Below are 26,025 nucleotides of genomic sequence, written 5' to 3' on the forward strand. Positions count from 1 at the left end.
CAGCGAATGAATGGCACCCTTTTTCAGGAACCAATATCCGCCCTGATCGAGCAGAAGCTTTATGAGGCAAAGATGTGGGCCGAACGGCTCCCGGAGGAAAGCCTAACAAGCGACAAGCTCGCGGAAGAGCTTACGAAGATTGCTCACTTCCAATTCGACGTCGCGAAACTCAAGCCTGACGAGCGAAAGGGAAAGCGACGAACGGAAAAACGCAAAATTAGCGACTATGGCCGCGACGTAACCATTGATGTTGATATCATCGACGTTATCATTCCGTTTGACGGGTATCCTAAGAGCTTCCAGATTGCGCCGAGCCACTGTAACGTGATCGACATTCCTGCGATGATTACGCACGAAAATGGACTCCGGATATCATTGCCAGACGATCAAAACCTCGACCGAGCAGTTAATTTCTTCATTGAGCGCGTCAGCGGAAACCTCAGCACTCTTGAGAAAGAACTGCAAAACGTAGGGCCACGAATGTTGCAAAGCGCTCAGTCCGCAATTCATCAACGGCTTCAGCGCATTCGCGAACGGCAAGAAAGAGACAAGACCCGGAGCTTTCCAATCGAATGATGTTGGCCACTTTTGCAGGCAACTTAGCAGGTGTAAGCCGGACTAGCCGTAGGCAAAACCTCACGCCGCCTTCGTGGCCTCGCCCGCCGGTGCCGTTTCCATGACGCGCACATAGAGATCGAGCAAGCTTTCACGCTCGTCCTGGTCCCGCTTGCGCGGCTTGACGATCTCCTTGCGGATCTTCACGTCGAAATCTTCGCCCTTTACCTCCGAAGAGACTTCCTTCTGCTCGCCGAGCTCCTGCATTTCAGTGTCGAGGTTCTCGATCCGCTCGACGAAGGAACGAATTTTTCTGCCGGGAATGGTGATGTCGGCAAGCGTAGGGCGGATCAGCCGACCACGTCTGACATAGCGAGCGAGGACGGAAGGCGTAATCCGCCGCTTCGCCGGCAAAAATCGCGGCGGGTTACGCTTCGCCGTCCTGCTTGCTACGCGCTATTGCGCCCGCTCGTTGATGATGGGCGTCGCCGTCCGTTGCACCCGCTCATAGCGACTGATTTGATCTTGCGAGCTTTTCTTCATGGCCAGCAATTCATCTGAGGTCTTGGCCTTGAGCTGAGCGAAGATGGCCGATTGTGGCACCTCCTCGTCCGTCGACGATGGGTTCGATCGAAGCGCGATCATCCGGTCAATACGCTGCAGCATCAAACGATGACGCTCCACGATCTTGCGCGCGAGCTCGACGTAGTGCAGCAATCGATCGGTCGACAGAGCGCGGGCGCCCTCCTCGCTTCCTGCAATCAGCCGGTTTAGGTTCTCGTCGACGATATCGGTGCACAGGTCGATGCATTCGTCGCAAATGAAGACGGCAGGACCTGCCACCAATTTGCTCACGTCGTGCTGGTTCTTGCCGCAGAATGAGCAGTACAGCAGACCGCCCTGGGCGGCCTACTTCTGAGCGCCGGCGGCATCGATCCTGGCAGACAGGATATTCCAGGTCTCGCAGCCGAACGCCTTCGCGATCAGTTCCAGAGATTCGCTGTGAGTGGTTTGTATCGCCTTGGCATTCAAGGCGTTGCGCAGAGACCGCGCCATAGCCTTCGCATCGCGAAAATCGCGCATGGGTGCACCCCTATCGGCGAACGGAGGAGATCGGTGCTTGCCTTGCCGACCCGCTCGCCAATAACGAGGGTGTGGCGGATTTTGATACGTTCACTATCCACAAAGGGCGCAAGCAGCGGGTGTATCAACCCGACACCATCATTGGGCTCGACCGGCCTGTTGTCAATCCCGACAGGCACGCCGCGCCCTCGACGTGAAAAGGCGAATATGGAGATGAACTTGCAGCCTTCAGTGATTTATCACATCTGTTCGTCTGCCGCGTGGGCAGCAGCGAACAACGGCGAATACCGCTCTGCTTCATTCGACAGCGAGGGGTTCATTCATTGCTCGACGGCCGAGCAACTCGTTGAAGTCGCGAATTACCTCTTCCGGGGTCAACGAGGCCTGATCTTGCTCGCCATCGATCCGGCGCGCGTGATCCCGCCCATACGGTACGAAGACGCGGGTAACGGCAAACTGTACCCGCATATTTATGGTCCTCTCAACGCAAGTGCCGTTGTAGCCGTCCAACCATTCGAACCAGGCACGGACGGCACGTTTGATCTGCAAAGTTAGGTTCGAGGCTCCAGTTGCTCGCCATTGAAAATATGGAGCATTCCCGCAAATCCGGGATGATCGGCCTCCACGACGTAACGCACTGCACCGGCGCGCGTCGTGAAAACTGAAACGATGATGCCAGGATACTCATAACCGGCACGCTTCCTGACAAGATCGCCGACCTTGAAAGACTGGGACATTGTTCCTCGTAAAGTTGCGAGCGACCGTTGCTGAATCACTGAGGTGAGCTGCCATGATAGCAGGTCACAACGGCATGTCGCTGAGCATCAAAGGTCAGCGGAGGGTCATTTCGACGGGTTCAGCGGGGACGGCAAACCTCAGCAAGCGTAGCCCGGAGAGCCAACGGGTCGCGCGAACACGCGCCCGATGACCGGCTCCGCGACATCCGGGACGCAAGATCAGTCCCGCATATCGCTTCGCTCATGCGGGCTACTGGCCGGCACGCTTTTCAAGAAGCAGCGTGCGGTCGGTGATATCCTTCAATTCGAACGCCTGGGAGTCGAGGAACGCGACGGACCCGTTGTTGGGGTCCGCGGCGAGGCGATGGGTTTCACCCAGATGATGCTTCAGCCAGGCCCGCTGCTCGGTCTGCAATTGCGCGTGCGCCTCGCCCTTCGACTTTGCGAGAAGCGCTTGATAAGCGGTGTTGAGCCTGACGTCCCACTTCTCGATTGCGGTCTTGCCGCACGCGAGCATCTTCGTTGACGCCCCTTCGGCCTTGTCCATGCACGCATCATACTCGGTGCTTTGCTGCGCGAGCACCGACCAAGTCCCGAGCACGAGCGCAGCTGCAACAATGACTAGTCTTCGCGAAAGCATGACCACATCCAAATCACCCTACCCGCATCTCCGGACAACCATCGTCGCACAGGAGTGCCCGAAACAAAAGCCAGCAAGCGTAGCGAGGTATTGGTGTGAAGCTCGCGTAGGATGGGTAGAGCGCAGCGAAACCCATCGATTTTTTACCCGCGGCGCCAATGATGGGTTTCGCTTCGCTCTACCCATCCTACGAATCTGCTGCGACCCAGCAAGCGTAGCCCGGATGAGCGAAGCGATATCCGGGACCAACGTCACTAGACGCACGACCGGCCCCGCATATCGCTTCGCTCATGCGGGCTACTGCTGCCACCTAGGCCGAGAAGCAGACCGCAAACGTGCACCGAGCGTATTCGGGCTCCCGCGCCAATGCGATAACACCGCGCTCGCATCATCGCATGCGCAACAAATCACTCAAGCATCGCCAGCCACACGCAACGTGATCCGCGTCAATTCGGACGGGCGGCCGAGCCGCAAGGCAAAACCCGGCCAGAGCGCGGTGCCGTTGTTGACGTAGAGCGTCATCCCGTCGACGTCGTAGCGGCCCGAGACGAAGCCGGCATTGGCGCGCGCGGCGAGGCGATCGATCCCCACGATCAATCCGCCATGGGTGTGTCCGGAGAGTTGCAGCGCGACGCCGAGCCGGGCGGCCTTTCGTGCGTCGCTCGGCTGGTGATCGAGCAGGACGACGGGCGCGCCTTTGGGGGCGCCGTCGAGAACCGCGGCAAGGTCGCGGATGGAATGCCCCCGGTGGCGCGAGGCGCGGTCGGTAATCCCAGCGATCACCAGGCGGCCGCCGCCGCGTTCGAGCACGATGTGCCTGTTCTCGAGCGAGCGCAGGCCGAGCGCTTCGTAGTGCGCCATCCAGCCGTCATAGCCGAAGATATATTCGTGATTGCCCGAGATCACGTAGACGCCATCGGCGGCCATCAGGTCGCGCAACGGCGCAATGTCGCCCCGCCGCGCATCAATGGTGCCGTCGATCAGATCGCCGGTGATCGCGATCAGGTCCGCGCCGAGCTTGTTCGATCGCTCGACCACGGCGCGCGCCCACGGCGCGGGAAACAGCCGGCTGATGTGAAGATCGGTCAGTTGCAGGATGGTATAGCCGTCGAACTGAAGCGGAAGTCCGCGGATGCCGACCTCGACATCCCTGAGCGGCGGAATGCGCATCGCCTGATGGACGCCGATCGCGGCGGCTGCGGCCGCCACCGCCGCAAGTGCGTAGCGGACGCCGTCAGGCGCGCCGACGAAGCCGCCGTGGATCAGCGCGGCCACCAGGAGGCCTGCATCGAGCGCCAGTTGCAGCAGCGCCAGCAGCATGATCGCGCCGAACGCCCAGTTGAACAGGACGACCACCGGACGCGGAAACTCCGGCGAGAATTCCGATCCCGACGACAGCCTGTTCCAGCGGTGAAACTGCAAGGCGACCAGCACCAGCAATGCGGCGACGATCTTTGCCGGAAGCGGCCAGTCGAGCGGCCAGATGAAGCGGGCCAGGATCAGCAGGCTGGTCAGGCCGAATATGAGCTGGGGAATTGGTTCGCTCCGGATCGGATCGGTGGGCTGTGCGGTTCGCGCCCAGCGAAGGTAGGGTGGATCGGGCGCAGGCGTAAGCCGCCATCATCAGCACATTTTCGGCAAGTTGCGCGCCGCTGAAACGCCTTGCGCTTTTGTCCCGTAGCCCGGATGAGCGAAGCGACATCCGGGATCCACCTCGCAAGAACACACCACCGGCCCCCGCTCATGCGGGCTACGGGCTGCGCGTTGCTGTGGAGCGCAAGCCGAAGGCCGCGTTGACGCCTCGGCGGAGGTCTCCTGGCACCTTCCCCATCAGCATCATCGGCCCCTCCCGAAAAATGAACTTGAACGTCGCTCATTTTCATGCCAAATGTTGAACATTGTTCATTTTAGTCGGAACAAGCGATGCACACGACCTTCCGCATGGACGGATTGACCGGGTCCGAACGACCCGTGAAACCGTGGATGAAAGTCGCCCCGACGATCATCACGATCGGCATCATTGCAGCATTCGCGGTGCACGGACGCATCGCGCAGCCGGCGGGCTACAACAATTTCGCCGACCACTCGGCCCTGTCAGGCATCCCCCACGCAGGCGATGTCTTGTCGAACATCGGCTTCGCCCTGGTCGCGATCTGGGGCTGGTTGGCGCTTAGGCCCCACCGCAAGAGCGATCAGCTTCGCGCCGGATGGCCGGGCTACCGCCTGTTCCTGATCGGACTGTTCCTGACCGCGTTCGGGTCCGCCTTCTTTCACCTTGCCCCCGGCAATGGCCGGCTGACCTGGGACATGCTGCCGATCGCACTTGCCGGCGCCGGCTTGCTGGTCGGCGTCCGCGGCGACACCCGGCCGGGATCGAAGACGAACATCGAAGCGATCATTCTCGGGCTTTACGCCACCGCCAGCGTCGCATGGTGGGTCCATACCGACCGATATGGTGCGGGCGACCTGCGACCGTATCTGCTGCTGCAGGTCCTCCCGCTCGTCCTCATCCCGCTCTGGCAGTCGATCTATCGCGCGCCGCGCGCCGACCGCGTCGCGTTCGCCGCCGCGATGATGTTGTACGTTGTGGCCAAGATCGCCGAGGTGCTCGATCACGAGATCGCGAACACGCTCGGGTTCGTCAGCGGACACACCTTGAAGCATCTGCTCGCGACTTCAGCCACGGCCGCAATCGTCTGGGGGCTGACGCGACGCGTCTCCGGCGGCCGTCGAACCTAAGGCGCGGAGTGGCAGAACACAGGAAAGCGCCGCGACATCCGAACCGATGCATTCGCTCGCCACGCCGCACCCGCATTTGATGCGGCTCTCTCAGGAACGAAACGCAAAGTGAGGTCGGTCCCGGGGACTGAGCGGCACATGGCCGCCGACGCCCGGCTTGATCTTGCCGCCGTCCATGCCGCCCCGGAACCAGGTGGTGACCGCACCACCGCACAGCGCGCCGGTCGTCAGGTCCATGGCCTGGGCGCCAACTCCGCCCTCGAAGTCGGAGGGGCTGTAGACATCCCACCATCTCGGCAGCCGGTATTGCGACACAGTGCTGACTTCGGTGGTCGAATTCGGTGGCACCTCGAGCTCGAGGACCTTCAGTCCGAGATTGATCCATGCCACGGCCGGCTTCGGATCAGATCCATGCTGGGGATCGTTTGGATCCGCGGCGAGCGCCGATATGATCTGTAACCGGACCCGAAGCGGATGACTGCTTTTGTTGCGGACCATCACGGGCCGAAACACCGGCTCAATGCCGACCACGCCGAAATCGGCCGTTGCGGGCAGCAATTCCAACATGTCGCGGACGTCGCCATGCACCGGCTGCTGCGGCGGCGCGGGCGCGATCTGCGACCAGGTCATGTGAACGATCGCGCCACCATCTCCCGTGAAGCAGACCATGTTGGTGTCCGGATCAGCATGAATTTTCGTCACCGTGCTGATGCCGTTGAGAATCCACTGGTTTACGATTGCGCCCGCCTTGTCGAAGATCGTCACATTGATCGCGTTGCGGTGATCGCTGAAGCTGAACGGCCACACCGTCAGATCACCCTTTCGGATACTGGGATAACGTTCGGTCGGCGGCGTCCAGACCCCGGGAACGGAGGGGCAAAGGATCAAGCCGCCCGGCATCAGGGGCGGCGTCGGCCGCACCAGGGCCACGGCGAAAGTCGGCTTGGAATTTGGCGGCGATGGTGCAACCGGCGCCACTGGCAAGGTGTCCTCATTGGTCCAAGCCCCGCGCTCGCGATCCAACCCGCTCAATTCGGCCTGGGCATCGGCCATCGACATGCCCTCGACCTCAGCGACGACCGGCAGAACATCGCGTTGAATGGCGTTCTCAATCGCTGCGGGGGTCAGCAGGCCCTGCTGCGCGAGGTTCAACAAGCTGTTCCGCACCGACTGCATGCCATCCACCAGTTTCTTCGCGCGCAGCCAGTTCAGGCAGATGTCGGCACGGATCTGGCAAAGCTTGGCGATGCCGTGGCGCAATTCGTCCCGCAGCGACGCGCCTTCGAAGAGGTCGAATGCAAGCCCGATCGCCGTGATGATCAAGCCGGCCACCACCGCGGTCGCGATCCCCGTAATCAGGACTCCGACAGTCAATTCGCCGCCCCATGCGGTCACGAACGTCGCAGCAACGGCCTCCTCGGAAAGCGCGCCGGTAGCGACGATCCGCGACAGCACGCCGGGGGCAAGATAGCGCGTCGTGACGCTGAACGCCGTCACGCCCAGGATCGACTCACTCACCTTGATCACCGCCGTGCCTGCCGCGCCTGGAACGGCGATATCGGCGGCGGCCAGAATATCCAGATTGGATTCCGCCGGTGCGGCGACGCCGGCCTGCCGATAGAGCGCGGCGATCTGCGCATTAAGTTCGGCGATCACCGTGGTGAAAGTGGTGTACTCCTGTTGCGCCAGCTGCAGGTAATGCCCGGCATCCGTTGCCAATTCCGACATGCGGACCTGCCGCTTGCCGTTGTCCGGAAAGAAAACCGACATCGTTCGCCTCCCTCGGGCGCGCCCGGAGACCGTTGCAGGACCGGATCGTTCGGAGAATCGACTACGTGTCCTCGTTAGTCCACGAGTTGCTGTCGCGGTCGAGCTTGGCGAGTTCGGCCGCCACCGTCTCTGGTGTGATCTGTTGCTCGCTCAGGATCGCAGGCTGGACGTCCTTGGTAATGAGGTTCTGCAGGATTTTGTCGGTGAGCGGCAGGCCGGCATCGGTGATTGCATCCATCGTCGTCTGGACGCTCTGGATCGACAGCACCAGCTTGGAGGCGCGCTCGCGCACGACGCGGGTGGAAAGCCGGATCGGGAACAGTTGATGGATCGCCGATTGCATCTTGTCGCGGGCGATCCGGCCTTCGATGCCGTCGATGCCGATGTCGATGCCGGCGATCGCGATGCCGCCGACGATCCCGCCGAGTATGCCGCCCGCGATGTCGCCGGCGGTGATGCTGACCTCGCGGCCAATCACCGGGATGGTGAATTCGACCAGCACGCGCGCAGCTGTTTCAGCGGACATCGCGCCCGCGGAGACCAGAAACCGGGTGGCGCCGGGCGCCAGATATTTCAGGGTGCCGGCGAAGCCCGCGATATCGACAAGGATCTTGACGATTTCCACCGGCGCGGAGGCGCCATCGACGGCCTGGTTCTGCAGCTTCAGAATATCGATGCTGGTGGTGGCCGGCGCCGTCAGGCCGGCTCCCTGATACACGGCGGCGATCTTGGGGTTGGTCGCCTTCACCATCGCCTGGAACGTCTTGTAGTCGCTTTCGGCGTCGTGGAGATCATCTTGCGTCTGTACCGCCAATTCGCGGATTCGCGCGGCGCGATTGTCATTGTCAGGAAAGGTAAGCGACATTCTCTGCCCTCGATCGTGCTTAACCAGAGCGGTGTATCGGTGGCATCGAAAAGAGTCAATTGGAAGTAGAGTGTTTATTTTTGCACTACCTTTGATTTTTGGCTCGGCGTCGTCAGCGGACACCCTTGAAACATCTGCTCGCGACGGCCGCCACGGCCGCAATCGTCTGGGGACTGACGCGTCGGTTCTCCGATAGCGATCGAGCGTACGGATCAGGTCTGTAGTCTGTAGGATGGGTAGAGCGAAGCGAAACCCATCAACCTTCTATCCGCACGGAGACATGATGGGTTTCGCTTCGCTCTACCCATCCTACGCCATCTTCACTATTTCGGAATAATGGAAAAGTACCGCTGATTTGCCCGACGCGTCAAGGCGCTTTTGCGGGTCCCGCGGCCATTGCACCTTTGCATGGGGTTGTTTTCGATATTTTGGATGGGCAGCCCTGCTTCGTCGATCGCTTCAGACGGATTGACCGGCATGGCGACCGCATCCATATGCATCTGCATGAACCGGCTGCTCCCCGCCGTTTCGCATCCACCTGGACACAGCCAAATACCATCGGCTCCCCGTCCCTAACGTTCCGGAGTCGCCGTGGCCGCCCTCTCCATTCTCGATCTCGTCCGCGTCACCGAGGAAACCGACGCGCGCGGCGCGCTCTATAATGCGCGCGATGTCGCCGTGCATGCGGAGGCGCTCGGCTATCGCCGCATCTGGGTGGCGGAGCATCACAACATGGCGGGCATCGCCAGCGCCGCGACGTCGGTCGTGATCGGGCACATCGCCGCGGGCACCAAGACCATCCGCGTCGGCGCCGGCGGCATCATGCTGCCGAACCACGCGCCCTATGTCATCGCCGAGCAGTTCGGCACGCTGGCGCGGCTGTTCCCGGACCGTATCGACCTTGGCCTCGGCCGCGCGCCGGGCACCGATCAGCTCACGCTGCGCGCGCTGCGCCGCACGCCTGAATCCGCCGAGAACTTTCCGCAGGATGTGCTCGAGGTCCAGGCCTTCCTCGCCGCGGCCGGTCCCAACCAGCGCATCCAGGCGGTGCCGGCCGCGGGCACCGACGTGCCGCTGTGGATTCTCGGCTCGAGCAATTTTGGCGCGATGCTGGCCGGCGAGCTCGGCCTGCCCTACGCCTTCGCCTCGCACTTTGCCCCCGAGCTGCTGATCCAGGCGCTGCAGATCTATCGCGCCCGCTTCAAGCCGTCGGATCAGCTCGACCGCCCCTACACCATGGTCGGCGTCAACATCGTCGCCGCCGACACCGACGAGGAGGCGCGGCGGTTGGCGACCACGCAGCAGATGTCGTTCACCAACATCTTCCGCGGCGCGCGCGGCCTCAGCCAGCCGCCGATCGACGACATCGAGAGTTACTGGTCGCCGGCGGAGAAGGTGCAGGCGATGCGGATGCTCGCGCGCTCCATCATCGGCTCGCCCGCGACGGTGCGCGCCGGCATCGACGCGCTGGTCGCGGAGACCGGCGCCGACGAGCTGATGATCGTGTCCGACGTCTACGATCACCAGAAGCGGCTGCGATCGTTCGAGCTGATCGCCGAGGCCGGCGGTATCAAGGCCGGCGGGATCACTTGAGCAGGCCGGCAGGCGCCTGCGACTGCGCGAGCTGGCCGAGCGTGACGCTCAGCGAATTCGGCGCATTGTCCCGCAGCATCGAAAGCTTGACCGAACTGCCCGGCGCTCCCGCATAAACCTTCTTGGTCAGCTCGTTGGCGCTCTTGATCGGCTCGTCATTGACCGAGGTGATCACGTCCCCTCGCCTCAATCCGGCCTTCGCGGCCGGGCCGCCGGTCTGCACGCCGACCACGACCGCGCCGTGCAGGTTGTTCGCACCTAAGCTTTCGGCAATGCCGGGGGTGATCGATTGAATCTGCGCGCCCATCCAGCCGCGCGTGACCGTGCCCTTGTCCTTCAGCTGCGGGATCACCGTCTTCACGGTATCGGCGGGTATCGCAAACGCGACACCGACCGAGCCGCCGGAGGGCGAGAAGATCAGGCTGTTCACGCCGATCACATCGCCATGCGTGTTGAAGCTCGGCCCGCCGGAATCGCCGCGGTTGATCCGCGCGTCGATCTGGACGAAATCCTCCGAAGACCCGGTCTCCAGGTCGCGCGCACGCGCCGAGACGATCCCCGCGGTGACGGTGTTTCCGAGGCCGAATGAATTGCCGGCCGCGAGCACCCAATCGCCGGTGCGCGGCGGTTGATCCGCGAGCTTGACATAGCTGAAGTCGGTCCGGCCATCGACCTTGAGCAGGGCGAGGTCGCTGACCGGATCCTTGCCCAGGACCTTCGCCTTGTAGACCTTGTTGTCGCTGGTGCGGACATCGGCGCGGTCGCTGCCTCCGAGGACGTGATTGTTCGTCACCGCATAGCCGTCCGCCGAGATGAAGAAGCCCGAACCGATCGATGTCATCTCACCCAACTTCGGCGGATTGCCAGGTCCGCGCCTGCCGGGATTCGGAACAGCCCTCCCCGGCGTGTCCTGATCGGGCGAGCCGTCCGGCCCGGAAGAGTCGCCGGGAGACTGGCTGGGAGAAGAGTCGTCGTCATCCGCCGCAGCCACCTTGGCGTTGACGCCAATCACGGCCGGCCCGACCTTCTCGGCAAGGTCGGCGAACTCGCCGGGACCACCATTGCCATGATCCGCGCGCGAATTCACCGGCTCTGCGTGGGCAAGACTTACGCCTACGAGACTTGCGCTTACAAGGCTTGCGCTCACCAGCAACGCCGACGTGAAGGCGGCGGTGACGAGCGACGTGCGAAGGCTGACGAAAGCCGGGTTTCTGTGATTCATCTTCCGCGTCCATGTTTGGGATCAGCCGATTGCTTCTGGATGAGTTGCCGGCCCGGACGCGACGATCAGTGAACCGTTCCCCGCAAGCACAGGGCCGCAATGCCGAGCGACGAACGGCAACGGATGGAGGGCCAGACCGTTCCATCGGCGTCCGCGGTGGACGGGCGGCTCGCCACCTTTGCGCCCTTTTGCGCATCAAATCGCCGGGTTTTCGCTTGCTTTGCCCGCCTGCGCCCCTACGGTGCGCCCGCAACGACGGAGACGATCTCGACCATGGACGCCGCAATGAACTGCCCGAAGTGCAATTCCGAGCATGCCTATCAGGACGGCGTTCTCTGGGTTTGCCCGGAATGTGCCCATGAGTGGAGCAGCGATGCGGCCGCGGCCGCCGAGACCGCGCAGCAAGCGGGCGTGCGCGATGCGCACGGCAACCCGCTGACGGACGGCGACAGCGTCATCGTGATCAAGGACCTCAAGGTCAAGGGCTCGTCGTCGGTCGTCAAGGGCGGCACCAAGGTCAGGAACATCCGCCTCACCGAGGGCAGCGACGGACACAACATCGCCTGCAAGATCGACGGCATCGGCGCGATGAATCTGAAATCGGAGTTCGTCAAGAAGGCCTAGCGCAGCCCGGCTTGCGCGTCCGCCAGGGCTTTCGCCGTTGAGGCGGCAGCCTTCGCAAGGTGCCGGTTCTTGTCGTCGACCAGCACGACCCGCGGATGAAACTTGCGCGCCTCGTCGGCATCGAAGCTGGCATAGGCGACGATGATGACCTTGTCGCCGGCCATGGCGAGCCGCGCGGCCGCGCCGTTGAGGCCGATGGTGCCCGATCCCGCCGGCGCCTCGATCACGTAGGTCGAGAAGCGCGCGCCGGTGTCGATGTTGTAGATGTCGACGCGTTCATTGATGAGGAAACCGGCGGCCTCGATCAAATTGCGGTCGATCGAAATCGACCCCTCGTAATGCAAGTCCGCTTCGGTGACGTGCGCGCGATGAATCTTGCCCTTCATCAAAGTCACTTGCATCGAGACCATCCCGTATCGTTGCGTCGGAATTTTCCGCGCCGCCAATAACGGCGCGCCGCCTCCGCGTCAACGTTGTCCGGGTTTACGCTCGCTTCGAGCGCAGCACCATCGCGATGGGTTTGTCCTCAAATCGCCGACCCCGCCGGTCCGCAATGCTCCGAACGACCAAAATCGGAGAATGAATGCGCTGCGGTGAAGCCTTTCCGGAGCAGGCTATTATTTGTGACCCGGCGGCCAGCACCTACTCCCGCTTGCTCGCAATCTCGTTCGCCAAGACCACGATCACCTCGCCGTCGAGGATCGGCTTTGCGATCTCAAAGAACCGCGCCACGGCCGGCGAATTGTTGTGCCGGTCCATGGCTGCCTGATCCAAGTATCGCTCATACGTCGAAAATATCCGGGGACTGTCGACATCCTGCGAGACGTAGTAGCCGACGGTGGACGGCTCGTTGGCGCGGACATGCTCGACGACATCGAGCAATGCCTGACGCATCGCCGCCTCGTGGCCCTTCTTCGCGCGGATGATCGCCGTAATCGCTAGCATGCACTCTCTCCGGAATTGGTAGCCCGTTCGCTCGACCCATCCTACACGCTTTTGACTCGCTCACACCCTGCTCAATGCCTGCGCGATGTCGGCCACCAGGTCGGACGGATGCTCGATCCCGATCGAGAGCCGGATCGTCGAATCCAGCACGCCGATCCGCTTGCGGATATCGGCCGGCACGCCGGAATGCGTCATGGTGGCCGGCAGGCTCGCGAGCGACTCGGTGCCGCCGAGACTGACCGCGAGCTTGAAGATCTGCAGCGCGTTGAGGAATTTCTCCGCCGCTTGCTGCCCGCCGACGATGTCGAACGAGAAGGTCGAACCGGCGCCGCTGCTTTGGCTCGCGAACACGCGCCCCGCGGGGGACGCCGGATCGTGATGGCCGAGGTAATGCACCTGCGCCACCTTGGGGTGATCGCGCAGATAGTCGGCGACGATCCGCGCGTTGCGGTCGGCCTTCTCCATGCGCAGGCTGAGCGTCTCCAGCGAACGGCTGATCATCCAGCAGGAATGCGGATCGAGCTGGGTGCCGATCGCGCCGCGCAGCGCCTTGACATCCTTCATCAGCTTCTTCGAGCCGAGCGCCGCGCCCGCGATCAGGTCGGAATGGCCGCCGACATATTTCGTCAGCGAGTACAGCGAGAGATCGGCGCCGTGCTCGATCGGCCGCTGAAACACCGGCCCGAGCAGCGTGTTGTCGCAGGCGATGATCGGCGTATGGCCCTGGGCCTTGCCGATCGCGTCGGCGATGCGCCGCGTCAGCGCGATATCGACCAGGCCGTTGGTCGGATTGGCCGGCGTCTCGATGAAGATCATCGCGACACGGCCCTTCTTCATCGCCTCGTCGGCAGCGGCGCGGATGACACTCTCGTCGAGGCCGTCGGCAAAGCCCACGGCGTGAATCGAGAAGCCCGCCAGCGTCCTCGTGAACAGCGTCTCGGTGCCGCCATAGAGCGGCTGCGAATGCAGGATCACGTCGCCGGGCCGCGCGAAGGCCAGCACCGTGGTCGAGATCGCCGACATGCCGGAGGAGAACAGCGCGCAGCTCTCGGTGCGCTCATAGATCGCAAGCCGGTCCTCGACGATCTCGCTGTTCGGATGATTGAAGCGCGAATAGACCAGCCCGGCCCCCATGCCTTCCGGAGGCTCGCGCCGGCCTGCGACAAAGTCGAAAAAGTCCTTGCCGTCCTCGGCGGTGCGGAACACGAAGGTCGAGGTCAGGAACACGGGCGGCTTGACGGCGCCCTCCGACAGCTGCGGATCGTAGCCGTAGTTCAGCATCTGGGTTTCCGGATGCAGCAGGTGATTCCCGATATGAGTTTTGGACGGAAACGGTTTTGTCATGGCCGGTCTCCTGTTCACGGGCCGCCGCGCTGGCGGCGATTCCCGGAATGATGGGACCAGCATACCCCAGCTTTATGCCATTCAGCCAAAGCACGGCATCAGACAGTTCTGGATAACGAACGGCCGGCGTGCGCCCTGCTCCGCCGGCCGTTCCGAATGTCACGCAGTGGTGAAGACGCTGGCTACCAGCCGCGATCCACGTTGCGCACCTCGCCGGTCCGCGCATCGACATCGACCTGCATCCAGCGGCCGAGGCGGTCACGCCCCTCGACCTCCCACTCGTCCCCGAGGAACTGGGTGTTCGACACCGTCACGATGCCGAGATTGGTCGCGACGTCGAGCGCGGCCTCCATCGAGATCTGGCTGCCGGAATCGTAGGCCATCGCCGGCGTCGCTGCGCCGATCGCCAGGGCCGCGATCGCGGGAATAATGAAACTTCGCATGGCTCACTCCTCATGGAACGGGATGTTATGCCGCATAAAACGAGCGGCGCACCCAATCAGTTCCGACAACAGGGGTGACGAAGCAGCGCGAAACTTCAGCAGTTGCGGCAATTTGGTGGCGGTTCCGGTTTCATCGACGCGCGCTGCTCGCCTTGCGCGCTCTCTTCTTCCACATTCGAAATCCGCCCTCGAACGCGTTGGCGTTGTCGCCGAACCTCACCTTGGGCGGCGGGTTGTCGACCTTGTCGGCATTGCCGCCGCCGAGCACGATGTACTCGGGCTCCAGCGCGGCGGACAGCCGCGCGATGACGTCGTCGACGCTCTTGCGCCATTTCTTCCGGCCGCGGCGCTCGAGACCCGCGGCGCCGACATAATCCTCGAACGTCGCGCCCTTGCGGTACGGCAAATGACCAAGCTCCATCGGCTCGTAAACACCGTCCACGATCATCGCGGAGCCGAGGCCGGTACCGAGGCCGAGAAACAGCATCCGGCCACCCTGATAGCTGCCGATCGCCTGCATCAGCGCATCATTGACGACCCTGGTCGGGCGGCCGAACGCATGGTGAAAATCGAAGCCGGCCCAGCCGCGGCCGAGATTGTGCGGCTCGGTCAGCGGACGATTGTGAACGACGGGTCCGGGATAGCCGACCGAGATCACATCATAGGACCAGTCCTTGGTCAGCAACTTGACCTGCCGCACCATCTCGGTCGCGGACAGCGTTGGACCCGACTCGAATTCGCGCTTGACGCGCTCCTTGTCGGTCATGACCTTCACATGCGTACCGCCGACGTCGATCGCCAGCACGGTGCGGTGCGACGCGGGCCGTTTCATTTTCTTGCTGGTCTTCTTGCCTGCCTTCTTGGCCATCGATCCGCTCTCTGGTGCGCAGCGAGTGGAGCAGAGAAACGCATCGCGCGCCACAGCGACGTTCTGCATCTGACTCCAATTTGTTCGCGAGGAACGAATCGGAATCGAGAAAATCGGCGCGATCCAGACGTTAACAACGCATATACATCGACCGCATCCAAACAATCGATGTTGTATCATGATGGGATTATTGCTCTCGGCGCGGAACATCGCGGCGCATTTCAGGCGCACTGCGTTCTCCTGCATCACTGGTCGAGCGATGAGTCGCACCACGGCCACGTTCCCGATCCGACTCCAGTTTGTTCGCGAGGAACGAATCGGAATCGAAAAATCGGCGCGAAGCGATTCTTAACAAGACGTTCGCATGACTTCGATGCCGCGGCAGTTTGTACGGCGGATGAGCGCAAGCGTAATCGGCATCCATCGACGACATCACTGCGGCGGATTACGCCGCACCAATTATCGGCCGCGCTTCGCGCGAACCGGTCGGGTTGCCCTCCCTGCACGCTGAGTGAGCCGCCAGCCTTTGAGGTGAAGCCAGAGCGCTTCGGCGACCGGTCCGCGCGAGTGTTGACGATGGCGGACGGCCGCCAGATTTTCCTCGCGGCCCGGAAAATTCGTTCCGGCGATGCTGATCAGCCCGCCGTCCCGCAGCTCGTCCTCGATCAGCCATGCGGGCAGATGGCCCCAGGCGAGACGATGCAGGATCAACTCCTTCTTCATCATCTGGTCCGGCACGCTGCACTGATGCGCACCTTCGATCAGGAAGAAGTTTTCCGACGACGGTCGCCGCGCCGTGTCGCGGATCACGCACTGCGTGAAGGGGCGCATCTGCTCCGGCGTGACCTTCTTCGTCCACGCAAACGGCAGAAAGCCGGGAGCGACAACCGGAACCATGGCCGTGGTCGATAGCTTGATCTGTTCGAAGCGCGGATCGGACGGGTCCGCGCGATGAAACGCCAGATCGGCGTTATCATCGATCAGGCGCTCGAGCGGTCCGCCGACCGCCTCATATTCCAGGTGCAGGCGTGTGTTGGGATAGCGGGCAAAGAACGCCGACAGCATCTGCAGCACCGGCGGCCGCGGGCACAGGTCGCCGATGACGATGCGCAGGACGACCTCTTCTCCGCCGGCAAGCTGCTCCGCATAGCCCTGCAGCTGTTCGAGCTCGCGCAGCGTCACCTGCGCGCGTGCGTGAAACGTCCGGCCGGCATCCGTCAGCCCGATGCGGTATCCGCTGCGATCGAACAGCGTGAGGCCGAGCTGCTGCTCGAGCCGGGCGACCGCCGCAAACACCGACGGGTGCGACCGGTTCAGCGCTGTGCCGGCGGCCTGAAAGCTTCCCTTGGTCGCGACGGCGTCGAAGCAGCGCAAATCGTGGAGCTTGATCCGATCCATTATTCATAAAACCTACAGAGATTGATCAATCTTAGTAATTTTTCTTCGAGGGCGCGAGTCCTAGCCTGGCTCGACGCGAAGCCTGCCGGCTTCCACCAGCACAAGGGACTGACGGGATGAGCGCCGATCGATACTTCACCACGGCGGATGGCTGCCGGATTGCGTACCGTATCGACGGTCCCGACGATCGGCCGATGCTCGCGCTGTCGAACTCGATCGCCACCAACCTGCACATGTGGGATCGTTCGATGCCGGCCCTCAGCCAGTCGTTTCGCGTGCTCCGCTACGACACCCGCGGTCACGGCGGGTCGGACGCGCCGGCGGGCGCCTACTCGATGGACCGGCTCGGCCGCGACGTGGTCGAACTGCTCGACCATCTGGCGATCGATCGCGCGCATTTCCTCGGTCTGTCGCTCGGCGGCTTTATCGGACAATGGCTCGGCATCTTCGCGCCCGAACGCATCGATCGCCTGATCCTCTCGAACACCGCGTCCTATCTGGCGTCCGAGCTGCCGTTCGACGACCAGATCCGCGCGGTGCTCGCGGCCACGGACATGAATGGAATCGCAGACGGCTTCATGCGCAACTGGTTTCCGGCGGCGATGCTGGCTGCACCGAACCACATTGTCGACGAATTCCGCAACATGGTGCTGACCACGCCGCCGCGCGGTCTCGCCGGATGTTACGCGGCACTGCGCGACGTCGATCTCCGCCGCGTCATCTCGCTGGTTGCGGCGCCGACGCTCGTCATCGGCGGCGAGAGCGACACCGTCACGCGGGCCAGTCACAGCGCTGATATCGCCGCGACGATCACCGATGCCAAGCTCGTTCTGCTGCCCGGCGTTCACATTCTCAATATCGAGCAGGCGGATCGATTCAACCGAGAGGTCGTGAGATTCCTGGCGCTCTCCGCCACATGACTGCGTAGCCCGGATGGGCGAAGCGACATCCGGGACCGCTATAAGAGAACACGATCGGGCCCCGCATATCGCTTCACTCATGCGGGCTACGGGATCACGCACCACATGTTCTCCATCCGACTCCATTTTGTTCGCAAAGAACGAATCGGAATCGAACAAATCGGCGCGAATCGAGTCTTAACAACGCGTTGCAGATCTGATTCCGATCGGCTCCGTAGGGCGGATTAGCGCAGGCGTAATCCGCCATCGGCCGCGTTGAGACAGCGGCGGGTTACGCTGAGCTTGTCGTCGGGCCGCCCGTTGGGCGGACCCGTTGGCTAACCCGCCCTCGCGATCCCCTCATATTCAAGCTCCGGCCGCAGCGCGCGCATCTTGTCCGCAAGCCTGTGGCTTGACGTCTCCTCCGCATGCGCCAGCCGATTGACCAGCGCGACATAGTCCGCATCGCTCTTGTGCTGGTTGAGCTTTGACTGGCCCTCGATCTCGTCGACGACGATGTCGATCACCCTGATCCCCGCCAGCATCGCGTCGCGCTTGCCGGGCTCCATCTGCGTGAGGTCCCAGGGCTGCTTTTGCAGCCGCGCCTCGGAGACCGCGAGCAGCGCGTCGCCGTGGCCGCGGTTCACGTCGTGCTGGCGCAGATGCGCGATGCCGGACAAATGCACCGCCTCGTAGAGCCAGGTCGAGACGTTGTCGGGTGAGACATACCAGTCGTTCGAGATGTAGGCGTCGTCGCCGGAAATGATCAGGAGGAAGCGCCGCGTGCCGTCCGCGAGCTCGACCAGCGGATTCTTCGCAGTGAGATGGATCTGCACGATCACGCGCTCGTCGCGGCGCTCGATCACGAACGGCACATGGGACGCGCGCGGGCCGCGCGCATCGGCGGCGACGATGGCGCCGAAGCCGCGCGCCGCCGCAAAGGCGAGCGCGCGGCCTTGCTCGATGCGAAACTGGGGACGGAGGATGTGCATGGCGGCGGCGCTCGCGAGCTGGAGGGAGACGACCAGCAAGGCTAGCGCAACTTTCGCCGGAGATCACCGCCATGCACGATCCGGCTCAGCAGATCATGGCATTGTCGCCGTGATCGCAGACGCCGCCGGGCTGGTCCCGCGGCAGCGCCTCGGACTCGCCGAAACGCGGGACTGCCATGCGCGGCGGACCACCGCTCCAGCGGCCGGCGGCGGCATGGCTCTTCACGAGCGCGGATGGGCCCGCCGCCGGCACTTCGTGTGCCATAGCCGACGCCGTCAGCATGGCGAGCGCGGTCAGCGCGGCCGCAACCTGTTTGATCCTGGACATTAGTTGCTCCTGTTGGATTCGGCACGCCGGCGCATTGTTCGCCGCCCGCCGATCGGTTCGCGCTCACATCATGATCGATCGCTCTGCCGTCTTATTCCGACGCCATGAGGCAAGCGTTTGGATGCAGGACAGTCCACCCGCGCATCTTCTTCCACGTCGATCCGACACGTTCGGTTGATCGTTGCGTGACAGGCGAGGTTGCGACGCAAACCCGCAAATCAAACCCGGATGGCGGCCTGCGACAAAAAAGCCCGACGGGCAACTCAGCAAAACCTGTCAATCTCAGAATAAGAAAATATTCCTATTGCTGACCCATGGGTGCGATCGGCACCCGGCTTTTCCTGCGCCCTCTGTTCGAAAGGGGGCGGAACGAAGAGCAAAGCTCGGGCAAAACATGTCGCGAGAATGCGGATGTAGGACTCACTGGCCGCGCCACACATTCGGTGTCGTCCCGGCGCAGGCCGGGACCCATAACCACCGAAGGTGATTGTTGCGCGACGCTGCGGCCACAGCTTTCCTCACCAACCCAATCCTGTGGTTATGGGTCCCGGCCTTCGCCGGGACGACGATGTGGAAAAACGCGGGCTCGGACTATCACCGTCGTGCTGAGGAAGCCGCGCAGCAGCCGTGTCCACCGTTGAACTGACGGCAACTAGCAGGTTACGCTGCCTCCGACCTGACGCCCTCCCGCTGGAAGGATCCCCATGAACGGCAATCGATATTATGGCGTCCGCGTCGAGGGCGCGAAATACGGCGTGGGGTTCGGCTCGGCGCTGGCGATCGCGATCTCCTACACCAAGAACCATTCGATCCTGTGGGCGATCATTCACGGTATCCTGGGCTGGTTCTACGTGATCTACGCCGCGCTGTTCGGGTGAAGCGGAACACATGACCGTCATCTCGATTCAGTCACAGGTCGCCTGGGGCCATGTCGGCAACAGCGCCGCCACCTTTCCGATCCAGTTGCATGGCATCGACGTCGTCGCCGTGCCGACCACGCTGCTCAGCAACCGGCCGGGCTATCCGACCATCCGCGGCCGGGTGCTCGACGTGCAGCTGGTCGCCGATCTGCTGCGCGGCATCGAGGAGCGCGGCGCGGTCGAGGCCGCGCGGCTGATCCTGTCGGGCTATCTCGGCTCGGCCGACATCGCGATGGATGTCGCCGACTTCGTCGCCCGCGCCAAAGCGGAAAACCCGGCCCTGCTCTATTGCTGCGATCCCGTGCTCGGCGACCGCGACCGCGGCATGTTCGTGCGATCGGACATTCCGCCGCTGGTGCGCGACGAGCTCTGCCCGCTCGCCGACATCATCACGCCCAATCATTTCGAGTTCGAATTCCTCTGCGGCGCACGCGTGACGACGATCGATGACGTCATCGCGCAGGCGAGCGCACTGATGGCGCGGGGACCTGCGACCGTCGTCATCACCAGCGCCGAGCTGGCCGGCACGCCGCAGAGTGAGATCGAGACGCTGGCGATCGAGCGCACGCAATCCGACAAGACCTATGCCTGGCGCGTGCGCACGCCGCGGGTTCCGATCAGCCCGTCCGGTACCGGCGACCTGTTCGCCGCGCTGTTCGTCGCCGCTCGCGCGCGCGGCCTGGCGACGCCGGATGCGCTCAGCCACGCCGCGTCAGGCATCCACGGCGTGCTGGAGCGCACGGCGCAGAGAGGAACCGAGGAAATGCGCATTGTCGAAAGCGCCGGCGTGATGCTTGATCCGAAGCCGCGCTTCGCGGCGGTCGCCGTCGCCGCATCCTGACATCCGGGACAGGTCTTCATGATCGACATCACCACCCTCCTCACCTACGCCGCCGTCGTGCTCGGCCTGTTCCTGATCCCCGGGCCGGCGGTGCTGCTGGTGCTCGCGCGTTCGGTCACCGGCGGAGCGCGCGTCGGCGTCGCGACCGGCTTCGGCATCGCGCTCGGCGATCTCGTCCACACCGCGATGGCGACATTCGGCCTGTCGGCCGTGCTGATGACCTCGGCGCTGGCGTTCTCGGTCGTGAAATATGCCGGCGTGATCTACCTGATCGTGCTCGGCGTCCGCGCTCTGTTCGAGAAGAACGACGATCTGGATTTGCCGGCGGCGCAGCCGGTCGATCCGCGGCGTGCGTTCCGGCAGGCGATCTGGGCGGAAATGCTCAATCCGAAGACCACGCTGTTCTTCCTCGCCTTCCTCCCGCAGTTCGTGCACCCCGGCCACGGCTCGGCGGTCGCGCAGTTCGCGACCCTCGGCCTGATCTTCGTCGTGATGAGCGCGGTCTACACCTCGCTGCTGGCGCTCGCCGCCGGCCAAATCAGCCCGTGGATCCGGCGGCATCGCCGCATCGGGCGGTGGCAGGGCCGCGTGGTCGGCACGATCTACATCGCGCTCGGCATTCGTCTGGCGTTTCAGGAGCGCTGATGTCCCCGCTCAAGCCGCAAGCCACGTATGACGACTTCGCCCGCCTCGATATCCGGATCGGCAAGGTCGTCGAGGTGCAGCCGTTTCCGCGCGCCCGCAGTCCGTCGTACAAGGTCGGCGTCGATGTCGGCGCCGGGCGGATCATGTGGTCGAGCGCACAGATCACGAATTACGAGCCGGTGGCGCTGGTCGGCTCGCCGGTCGTATGCATCTGCAATCTCGGGCCGAAGAACATCGCGGGTTTCACCTCGGAACTGCTGATCCTCGGCGCCAAGGACGCCGGCGGCAACGTGATCCTGCTCGGTCCGCGCAGCGAGGTTGCGCTCGGTGAGCCGATCTTCTGAGGCCGCCCCGATCACAGCCGCGTGATTCAAATCGTCTGGATTCCCCGTAGTTTACCGATGGGGGATCACCCGGATTCTCAGTGCCCGCGCGCGCTGCTATTTCAGCGCACGAGAATCGCTTCGGCATGGGAATCGGAAGATGTCTGCAGTTTTCTTTCACTGCTCCGACGACAAGCACGTCATCCTGGATCGCACCGGCGCCGCGATGGATCTGGCGGAGGCGCGCCTTTATGCGGAGCAGCTGGCGCGCAGCTACGTGATGACACCGAGCGTGGAAGACTGGCGCAACTGGGCGGTCCACGTCACCGACGACATCGGAACCGAGATCTTCGAGCTGCCGTTCACCGCCATCCTCGGCGAGCTGCACTGAGGGCATGCCATGAATGCGATGGAACTTGCCCTGCGGCCGCTGCGGCGCCACCTCGTCCACCTCATCGCGCGCTGCGTGGCGCTGTTCGATGGCGTCATCAATCCCTATCGCCCCGAACTGTACTACATGCGCGGACCAGGCCCGAAATGCCGCGCCCGGCGGCAAGCCGCACTGCGCGACTAGAGCATTTTCGGTTCTGATTGAATCAGAACCGAAGCTCTAGCTTGTTGTTTGGACGCGTTTTCTTCACGCGAACCGGCGTCCACTTCGCCCGAAAACGCTATAGCTCCGCGGCATCGACAACGAGAAAAGGCCGGCGGGCGTTACGCCACCGGCCTTCTCCTGCAGCTGCCGGTTCCCGGAGTCCGGTTCCGCTGCGATTCTACTTGGTCTTGAGCTTGCGACGACTGTTTTAATCAAATCTTAACGGCATGGCGGTGAGCTAGATCCTAGGATTCCTTCGTCGTGCGGCGTGGCTTGTTCGTTCATCGTGCTTGATGCGCTGCACATCGTTTTTGCGCCGATCGCACGCCGATTGTGCGCCACGCATCTTAGGGAATGCTCGACTCAGTGTTACCCTGTGATGCAAACCGAAACGGAGACTTCGGAATGCCGTACTACACCTTCGATCTCGTGGTGGGGGACGAGTTCCGTAATCAAGGAACCATCATCCTCGAAGACATCAGCCTCGCCTCCGACCGCGCCGACCAGCTCGCCAACGAGCTGTCGCAGGTCAAGCCGGAGCTGAAGGCGCGCGGCTGCGCGGTGCGCGTCACCGACATCGACCGGCGTGAGCTCTACCGCACGCCGCTCGATCCCGTGCCGCGGTGGCGCAGGGCGGGCTAGCGTCCGTCGGTTAGATCTGCGGCGATCGCGCTCGCGCGATCCCAGTGTGCTGTTGCGCGACGGCGGGGACGTCTGCTCTGCCCGCCGTCAGCTCTGATGCGGTCCGCGCATCATCTTCAGGGCGTCCTCGATATGGCGCCAGTCGCGCGCGTCGTCGGTCTCGCCCTTGCTCTCGCAGGCCACGGCGTTCTGCGCGGCCTGGGCGATCGCCTCGGGGCCGTGCTTCAACAGCATCTGCCGCGCGATGGTGTGGATCTGCATCTCGGCTAACATGGCGCTCTCCTCGGCTGTCGACTGCTGACGTCAGAAACCACTGAGCGCCGTGTCTGGTTCCAGCAGCGCGCCGGGCGCGCCGCAATCAGCGGTTCCCACGCGGCGCGGCGGCGGTTACAGAAAGAGCCATGGCGCAGAACATCTACGACGATCCCGGCTTCTTCGCCGGCTACAGCCAGTTGCCGCGGCAGGTCCGAGGACTGCTCGGCGCGCCCGAATGGCCGGCGATCCGCGCCATGCTGCCCGATGTCGCGGGCAAGCGCGTGGTCGATCTCGGCTGCGGCTTCGGCTGGATGTCGCGCTGGATGCGCGAGCAAGGCGCATCCGACGTGCTCGGCATCGACCTCTCGCAGAACATGATCGCCCGCGCCGCGGCCATGACGCAGGATGCGGCGATCACCTACGAGATCGCCGACCTCGAAACGCTGGAGCTGCCGAAATCGACCTTCGATCTCGCCTACTCCGCCCTCACCTTCCATTACATCAGGGACTTCGATCGCCTGGCGCGCATGCTGTATCGCGCGCTGGTCCCGGAGGGCCATCTGGTCTTCACCATCGAGCATCCGATCTACATGGCGGCCGCCCATCCGGACTGGGGGCGGGACGAAGACGGCCGCAAAACATGGCCGGTCAACCGCTACTTCATCGAAGGCGAACGCCGGACGGACTGGTATGTGAAGGGCGTGCTGAAATATCACCGCACCATCGGCACCACGCTCGACGCGTTGATCGGCGCCGGCTTCACGCTTCGCCATGTCGAGGAATTCTCCCCGACACGTGAGCAGATCAAGGCGATGCCCGAGCTGGCCGACGAGCTCGAACGGCCGATGATGCTGCTGGTGTCAGCGCAACGCTAGGCCGCGAGCAGCTTGTCGAACTCCTCGGGCGGGTATGATTTCCCGTCCTTGTCGGTGATCACCACCTGCCATCCCTCGCTCGCCCAGACCTTGGCCTTGGCGATGATGATGAAGGTGCTCTCGCGCTCGATCCTGACCGTTTCGTTCTCGCGTTCTGCGATCATCTTGTAGGTCAACGCTTGTCCCTCGCCGACTTGGTCCATCCGGCGGTTTGTTGGCAGCGGCTTTGGGCCGGATTTCGCTGGGACTGTGACAATTTGGTGGAAGCGCCAGCGCAAGATGCGGCAGCGCGCAATTTGCGGTCGCGCCTAGTCTAGGCGAGCTTTCCCATCAAGGTCGGCATATCCAGCGCCAATGAGTTGACGTTGACGCTGCGCGCGAACCGCATCTGCGGTCCCTCGAAGGTGCAGGTCACGGTGTCGCGAAACGCCGATTCCACGAAGGTCCAGGTCATCACGAAGGTGCGGAGGTCGCGCCAGGTGCCGCTCGCGACCACGCGCATCACGTCCGGCTGGTACTCGTGATGCAGCTTGTTGCCGGTCATCGTCGTGGTGCCTTCGCGCGGCGCATCGAGGCCGACCTCGATCCGGTGCGTGCCTCTGCCGTCCTCGAGCGTGAAGGTGCAGGTCTTGTCGGCGAAGCCGAGATTGACCGATTTGATCGCGTCGGCATTGTCAGGCATGTGCCAGGTCTTGCCGGAAATCTGCGCTGCGACCGGCGACGAGCCCGGCACCAGCACCGGCAGCAATTGCAGGGCCGCCGTCCGCGCCTTCAGCTTGTCGGCGTCGGCATCGTTGTTCGCCGCGGCACCGGCGAACATCGCCGGGAAATGACGGAATACCAGCTTGTTGAAACCGCTGCGTTGCGGAATGCCGGCAGTGATCGCCAGCACCGCATTGTGCTTGGGAAACACGAAGCTGAGCTGGTCGAACAGGCCGTCGGCATAGAACGTCTCCGGGCCAATCCACCATTGATAGCCGTAGGTGTCCTTGACGTGGGGCTGCTGCACTGCCGCCACCCAGTCGGCGGGCAGCACCTGCTTGCCGTCCCATAGGCCGTTCTGCGCATGCAGGATGCCGAGCCTGAGGCAATCGACCGTCTTCCAGCTGAGGCCATTGGCCCCGGGCGAGATGCCCTCCGGCCCGACCGGCCATTCATAGCCTGAAATTCCAAGAGGATCGAAGACCCGCGGCTTCAGATAGTCGGCCACGGCCTCCCCGGTCGTCTTCGTGACGATCGCGGACAGCAGATAGGTCGCGGCCGAGGTGTAGACCCATTTGGTGCCGGGCTGGTAGACGACCGGGATCTTGAAGAACTCCGCGACCCAGCTGGTCTTGATCGGCCGCCACGCCGAGCCCGAGGTCATCGACGCGTGGCCGGTGCGCATGGTCAGGAGATCTTCGACCGTCATCGCCGCGAGCTTGTCGTCGACGACAGGCGGCAGCTTGTCCTTGAAGAACGAGACCGCCTTGTCCTGCAGGCCGAAGCGCTTGTCGGCGATCGCAAGCCCGACGGCGCAGGCGGTGACGCTCTTGGTCAGCGAATGCATCATGTGGTTGCGATCGGCGCGGTACGGCGACCACCAGCCCTCCGCGACCACCTTGCCGTTGCGCCAGAGCATGAAGCTGTGCAGCTCGTAGCCCTGGCGGTCGACCTCGTCGAGGAAATCCAGGATCGCCGACGGCGCGATGCCCTGCTCGTCCGGCCGGCCGCGCGACAGTCCATCGGCAAACGCGGCCGCTGCCCGGGCCTCCGTCATGCCGAGCCGCCCATCGGGCGCCAGCATGACTGCGGCGCCGCCCAGGAACAGCTGCAATGCCCCGCGCCGTGACGGCCGACCCAATGCGAAGCCGTCAGTTTCTTGATTGTTGTTTGGCATGGCCG

At 63.4% G+C, this 26,025-nt stretch carries 34 protein-coding genes and 2 pseudogenes; 14 read left to right on the plus strand and 22 right to left on the minus strand.

Features of this window, described 5'->3' with window-relative positions; all coding sequences use genetic code 11:
• The first annotated feature begins 6 nt into the window (after positions 1-6).
• Positions 7-576, plus strand: a complete 570-nt coding sequence (locus IF803_RS19230; RefSeq protein WP_461193118.1) for a hypothetical protein — start codon at positions 7-9, stop codon at positions 574-576.
• A 60-nt stretch (positions 577-636) separates the two neighbouring features.
• On the opposite strand, the gene IF803_RS19235 is transcribed toward IF803_RS19230, so the two are convergent.
• The 3 genes and pseudogenes from IF803_RS19235 to IF803_RS19245 all read right to left on the minus strand — a co-directional run bounded on the left by IF803_RS19235 (position 637) and on the right by IF803_RS19245 (position 1,638).
• Positions 637-906: a GapR family DNA-binding domain-containing protein gene (locus tag IF803_RS19235; protein WP_461193187.1), complete on the minus strand. Its 270-nt coding sequence runs from the start codon at positions 904-906 to the stop codon at positions 637-639.
• Between the two features lie 390 nt (positions 907-1,296).
• A pseudogene (locus tag IF803_RS19240) lies at positions 1,297-1,449 on the minus strand (ClpX C4-type zinc finger protein); the annotation flags it as partial.
• 15 nt (positions 1,450-1,464) lie between these two features.
• Positions 1,465-1,638, minus strand: a complete 174-nt coding sequence (locus IF803_RS19245; protein WP_461193119.1) for a glyoxalase superfamily protein — start codon at positions 1,636-1,638, stop codon at positions 1,465-1,467.
• Positions 1,639-1,851: 213 nt separating this feature from the next.
• On the opposite strand from IF803_RS19245, the gene IF803_RS19250 reads away from it, so the two are divergent.
• The gene (locus IF803_RS19250; protein WP_461193120.1) at positions 1,852-2,193 is read left to right on the plus strand and encodes a DUF952 domain-containing protein; all 342 of its coding nucleotides are present in this window, start codon (positions 1,852-1,854) and stop codon (positions 2,191-2,193) included.
• On the opposite strand, the gene IF803_RS19255 is transcribed toward IF803_RS19250, so the two are convergent.
• The 3 genes from IF803_RS19255 to IF803_RS19265 all read right to left on the minus strand — a co-directional run bounded on the left by IF803_RS19255 (position 2,190) and on the right by IF803_RS19265 (position 4,551).
• Positions 2,190-2,375 (minus strand): hypothetical protein, encoded by a 186-nt coding sequence (locus IF803_RS19255; protein ID WP_283061740.1) that lies wholly within the window; start codon positions 2,373-2,375, stop codon positions 2,190-2,192. The two genes, IF803_RS19250 and IF803_RS19255, sit on opposite strands and share 4 nt — an antisense overlap.
• 250 nt (positions 2,376-2,625) lie before the next feature.
• Positions 2,626-2,922: a lysozyme inhibitor LprI family protein gene (locus tag IF803_RS19260; protein ID WP_461193121.1), complete on the minus strand. Its 297-nt coding sequence runs from the start codon at positions 2,920-2,922 to the stop codon at positions 2,626-2,628.
• A gap of 504 nt (positions 2,923-3,426) precedes the next feature.
• Entirely contained in the window at positions 3,427-4,551 is a 1,125-nt protein-coding gene (locus IF803_RS19265) for a metallophosphoesterase (protein WP_461193188.1), read from the minus strand.
• A gap of 447 nt (positions 4,552-4,998) precedes the next feature.
• On the opposite strand from IF803_RS19265, the gene IF803_RS19270 reads away from it, so the two are divergent.
• Entirely contained in the window at positions 4,999-5,754 is a 756-nt protein-coding gene (locus IF803_RS19270; RefSeq protein WP_461193122.1) for a hypothetical protein, read from the plus strand.
• 90 nt (positions 5,755-5,844) lie between these two features.
• Here the strand turns inward: IF803_RS19270 and IF803_RS19275 are convergent, their stop codons facing one another.
• From IF803_RS19275 to IF803_RS19285, 3 genes are all read right to left on the minus strand, one after another.
• The gene (locus IF803_RS19275; protein ID WP_453946031.1) at positions 5,845-7,524 is read right to left on the minus strand and encodes a hypothetical protein; all 1,680 of its coding nucleotides are present in this window, start codon (positions 7,522-7,524) and stop codon (positions 5,845-5,847) included.
• A gap of 61 nt (positions 7,525-7,585) precedes the next feature.
• Positions 7,586-8,512 (minus strand): hypothetical protein, encoded by a 927-nt coding sequence (locus tag IF803_RS19280; protein ID WP_461193123.1) that lies wholly within the window; start codon positions 8,510-8,512, stop codon positions 7,586-7,588.
• Between the two features lie 200 nt (positions 8,513-8,712).
• Positions 8,713-8,895 carry a hypothetical protein gene (locus tag IF803_RS19285; RefSeq protein WP_461193124.1) on the minus strand — a complete coding sequence of 61 codons (183 nt, stop codon included), beginning with the start codon at positions 8,893-8,895 and terminating at the stop codon, positions 8,713-8,715.
• Positions 8,896-8,980: 85 nt separating this feature from the next.
• Between IF803_RS19285 and IF803_RS19290 the strand changes: the two genes are divergently transcribed.
• Entirely contained in the window at positions 8,981-9,982 is a 1,002-nt protein-coding gene (locus tag IF803_RS19290; protein ID WP_461193125.1) for an LLM class flavin-dependent oxidoreductase, read from the plus strand.
• On the opposite strand, the gene IF803_RS19295 is transcribed toward IF803_RS19290, so the two are convergent.
• Complete coding sequence (locus tag IF803_RS19295; RefSeq protein WP_461193126.1) at positions 9,975-11,204, minus strand: S1C family serine protease; 1,230 nt, start codon at positions 11,202-11,204, stop codon at positions 9,975-9,977. The two genes, IF803_RS19290 and IF803_RS19295, sit on opposite strands and share 8 nt — an antisense overlap.
• Positions 11,205-11,477: 273 nt before the next feature.
• On the opposite strand from IF803_RS19295, the gene IF803_RS19300 reads away from it, so the two are divergent.
• Entirely contained in the window at positions 11,478-11,828 is a 351-nt protein-coding gene (locus IF803_RS19300) for a zinc ribbon domain-containing protein YjdM (protein WP_076832150.1), read from the plus strand.
• On the opposite strand, the gene panD is transcribed toward IF803_RS19300, so the two are convergent.
• From panD to IF803_RS19335, 7 genes and pseudogenes are all read right to left on the minus strand, one after another.
• Positions 11,825-12,229 carry an aspartate 1-decarboxylase gene (gene panD, locus IF803_RS19305; RefSeq protein ID WP_461193127.1) on the minus strand — a complete coding sequence of 135 codons (405 nt, stop codon included), beginning with the start codon at positions 12,227-12,229 and terminating at the stop codon, positions 11,825-11,827. The two genes, IF803_RS19300 and panD, sit on opposite strands and share 4 nt — an antisense overlap.
• A 241-nt stretch (positions 12,230-12,470) precedes the next feature.
• Positions 12,471-12,773 (minus strand): putative quinol monooxygenase, encoded by a 303-nt coding sequence (locus IF803_RS19310; protein WP_461193128.1) that lies wholly within the window; start codon positions 12,771-12,773, stop codon positions 12,471-12,473.
• A 60-nt stretch (positions 12,774-12,833) separates the two neighbouring features.
• Positions 12,834-14,117 (minus strand): cystathionine gamma-synthase family protein, encoded by a 1,284-nt coding sequence (locus IF803_RS19315; RefSeq protein WP_018271374.1) that lies wholly within the window; start codon positions 14,115-14,117, stop codon positions 12,834-12,836.
• Between the two features lie 182 nt (positions 14,118-14,299).
• A complete protein-coding gene (locus IF803_RS19320; RefSeq protein ID WP_016842771.1) occupies positions 14,300-14,560 on the minus strand; it encodes a PepSY domain-containing protein in 261 nt (86 codons plus the stop codon).
• 130 nt (positions 14,561-14,690) lie between these two features.
• On the minus strand, positions 14,691-15,428 hold the full coding sequence (locus IF803_RS19325) for an ROK family protein (RefSeq protein WP_461193129.1): 738 nt from the start codon (positions 15,426-15,428) through the stop codon (positions 14,691-14,693).
• A 459-nt stretch (positions 15,429-15,887) separates the two neighbouring features.
• Positions 15,888-16,610 (minus strand): substrate-binding domain-containing protein, encoded by a 723-nt coding sequence (locus IF803_RS19330; RefSeq protein ID WP_461193189.1) that lies wholly within the window; start codon positions 16,608-16,610, stop codon positions 15,888-15,890.
• A gap of 81 nt (positions 16,611-16,691) precedes the next feature.
• Positions 16,692-16,826 (minus strand): annotated as a pseudogene (locus IF803_RS19335) (helix-turn-helix domain-containing protein); the annotation flags it as partial.
• 116 nt (positions 16,827-16,942) lie between these two features.
• Here IF803_RS19335 and IF803_RS19340 point away from each other — a divergent pair.
• Complete coding sequence (locus tag IF803_RS19340; RefSeq protein WP_461193130.1) at positions 16,943-17,746, plus strand: alpha/beta fold hydrolase; 804 nt, start codon at positions 16,943-16,945, stop codon at positions 17,744-17,746.
• A gap of 317 nt (positions 17,747-18,063) precedes the next feature.
• On the opposite strand, the gene IF803_RS19345 is transcribed toward IF803_RS19340, so the two are convergent.
• Together IF803_RS19345 and IF803_RS19350 are read right to left on the minus strand one after the other, a co-directional pair.
• A complete protein-coding gene (locus IF803_RS19345) occupies positions 18,064-18,717 on the minus strand; it encodes an FMN-binding negative transcriptional regulator (protein WP_461193190.1) in 654 nt (217 codons plus the stop codon).
• An 85-nt stretch (positions 18,718-18,802) separates the two neighbouring features.
• On the minus strand, positions 18,803-19,045 hold the full coding sequence (locus tag IF803_RS19350) for a hypothetical protein (RefSeq protein WP_028344884.1): 243 nt from the start codon (positions 19,043-19,045) through the stop codon (positions 18,803-18,805).
• 704 nt (positions 19,046-19,749) lie between these two features.
• Here IF803_RS19350 and IF803_RS19355 point away from each other — a divergent pair.
• The 7 genes from IF803_RS19355 to IF803_RS19385 all read left to right on the plus strand — a co-directional run bounded on the left by IF803_RS19355 (position 19,750) and on the right by IF803_RS19385 (position 23,011).
• Positions 19,750-19,923: a hypothetical protein gene (locus IF803_RS19355; RefSeq protein ID WP_172628199.1), complete on the plus strand. Its 174-nt coding sequence runs from the start codon at positions 19,750-19,752 to the stop codon at positions 19,921-19,923.
• Positions 19,924-19,933: 10 nt separating this feature from the next.
• On the plus strand, positions 19,934-20,806 hold the full coding sequence (gene pdxY, locus IF803_RS19360) for a pyridoxal kinase PdxY (protein WP_461193131.1): 873 nt from the start codon (positions 19,934-19,936) through the stop codon (positions 20,804-20,806).
• Between the two features lie 18 nt (positions 20,807-20,824).
• A complete protein-coding gene (locus tag IF803_RS19365) occupies positions 20,825-21,451 on the plus strand; it encodes a LysE family translocator (RefSeq protein WP_461193132.1) in 627 nt (208 codons plus the stop codon).
• The gene (locus tag IF803_RS19370; RefSeq protein ID WP_461193133.1) at positions 21,451-21,795 is read left to right on the plus strand and encodes a tRNA-binding protein; all 345 of its coding nucleotides are present in this window, start codon (positions 21,451-21,453) and stop codon (positions 21,793-21,795) included. Before IF803_RS19365 ends, IF803_RS19370 begins: the two co-directional genes overlap by 1 nt.
• A gap of 139 nt (positions 21,796-21,934) precedes the next feature.
• Entirely contained in the window at positions 21,935-22,165 is a 231-nt protein-coding gene (locus IF803_RS19375) for a DUF6894 family protein (protein WP_016840757.1), read from the plus strand.
• 9 nt (positions 22,166-22,174) lie between these two features.
• Entirely contained in the window at positions 22,175-22,348 is a 174-nt protein-coding gene (locus tag IF803_RS19380) for a hypothetical protein (RefSeq protein ID WP_461193134.1), read from the plus strand.
• Positions 22,349-22,774: 426 nt separating this feature from the next.
• On the plus strand, positions 22,775-23,011 hold the full coding sequence (locus tag IF803_RS19385) for a hypothetical protein (RefSeq protein ID WP_016840755.1): 237 nt from the start codon (positions 22,775-22,777) through the stop codon (positions 23,009-23,011).
• An 87-nt stretch (positions 23,012-23,098) separates the two neighbouring features.
• On the opposite strand, the gene IF803_RS19390 is transcribed toward IF803_RS19385, so the two are convergent.
• Positions 23,099-23,284, minus strand: a complete 186-nt coding sequence (locus tag IF803_RS19390; protein ID WP_016840754.1) for a hypothetical protein — start codon at positions 23,282-23,284, stop codon at positions 23,099-23,101.
• Between the two features lie 128 nt (positions 23,285-23,412).
• Here IF803_RS19390 and IF803_RS19395 point away from each other — a divergent pair, with 128 nt between their 5' ends.
• Positions 23,413-24,141 carry a class I SAM-dependent methyltransferase gene (locus tag IF803_RS19395; protein ID WP_304500021.1) on the plus strand — a complete coding sequence of 243 codons (729 nt, stop codon included), beginning with the start codon at positions 23,413-23,415 and terminating at the stop codon, positions 24,139-24,141.
• On the opposite strand, the gene IF803_RS19400 is transcribed toward IF803_RS19395, so the two are convergent.
• Entirely contained in the window at positions 24,138-24,344 is a 207-nt protein-coding gene (locus IF803_RS19400; protein WP_304500020.1) for a hypothetical protein, read from the minus strand. The two genes, IF803_RS19395 and IF803_RS19400, sit on opposite strands and share 4 nt — an antisense overlap.
• A gap of 110 nt (positions 24,345-24,454) precedes the next feature.
• Positions 24,455-26,020 (minus strand): serine hydrolase domain-containing protein, encoded by a 1,566-nt coding sequence (locus tag IF803_RS19405; RefSeq protein ID WP_461193135.1) that lies wholly within the window; start codon positions 26,018-26,020, stop codon positions 24,455-24,457.
• Between the last annotated feature and the right edge of the window lie 5 nt (positions 26,021-26,025).

The sequence above is a fragment of the Bradyrhizobium sp. UFLA06-06 genome (assembly GCF_054820065.1).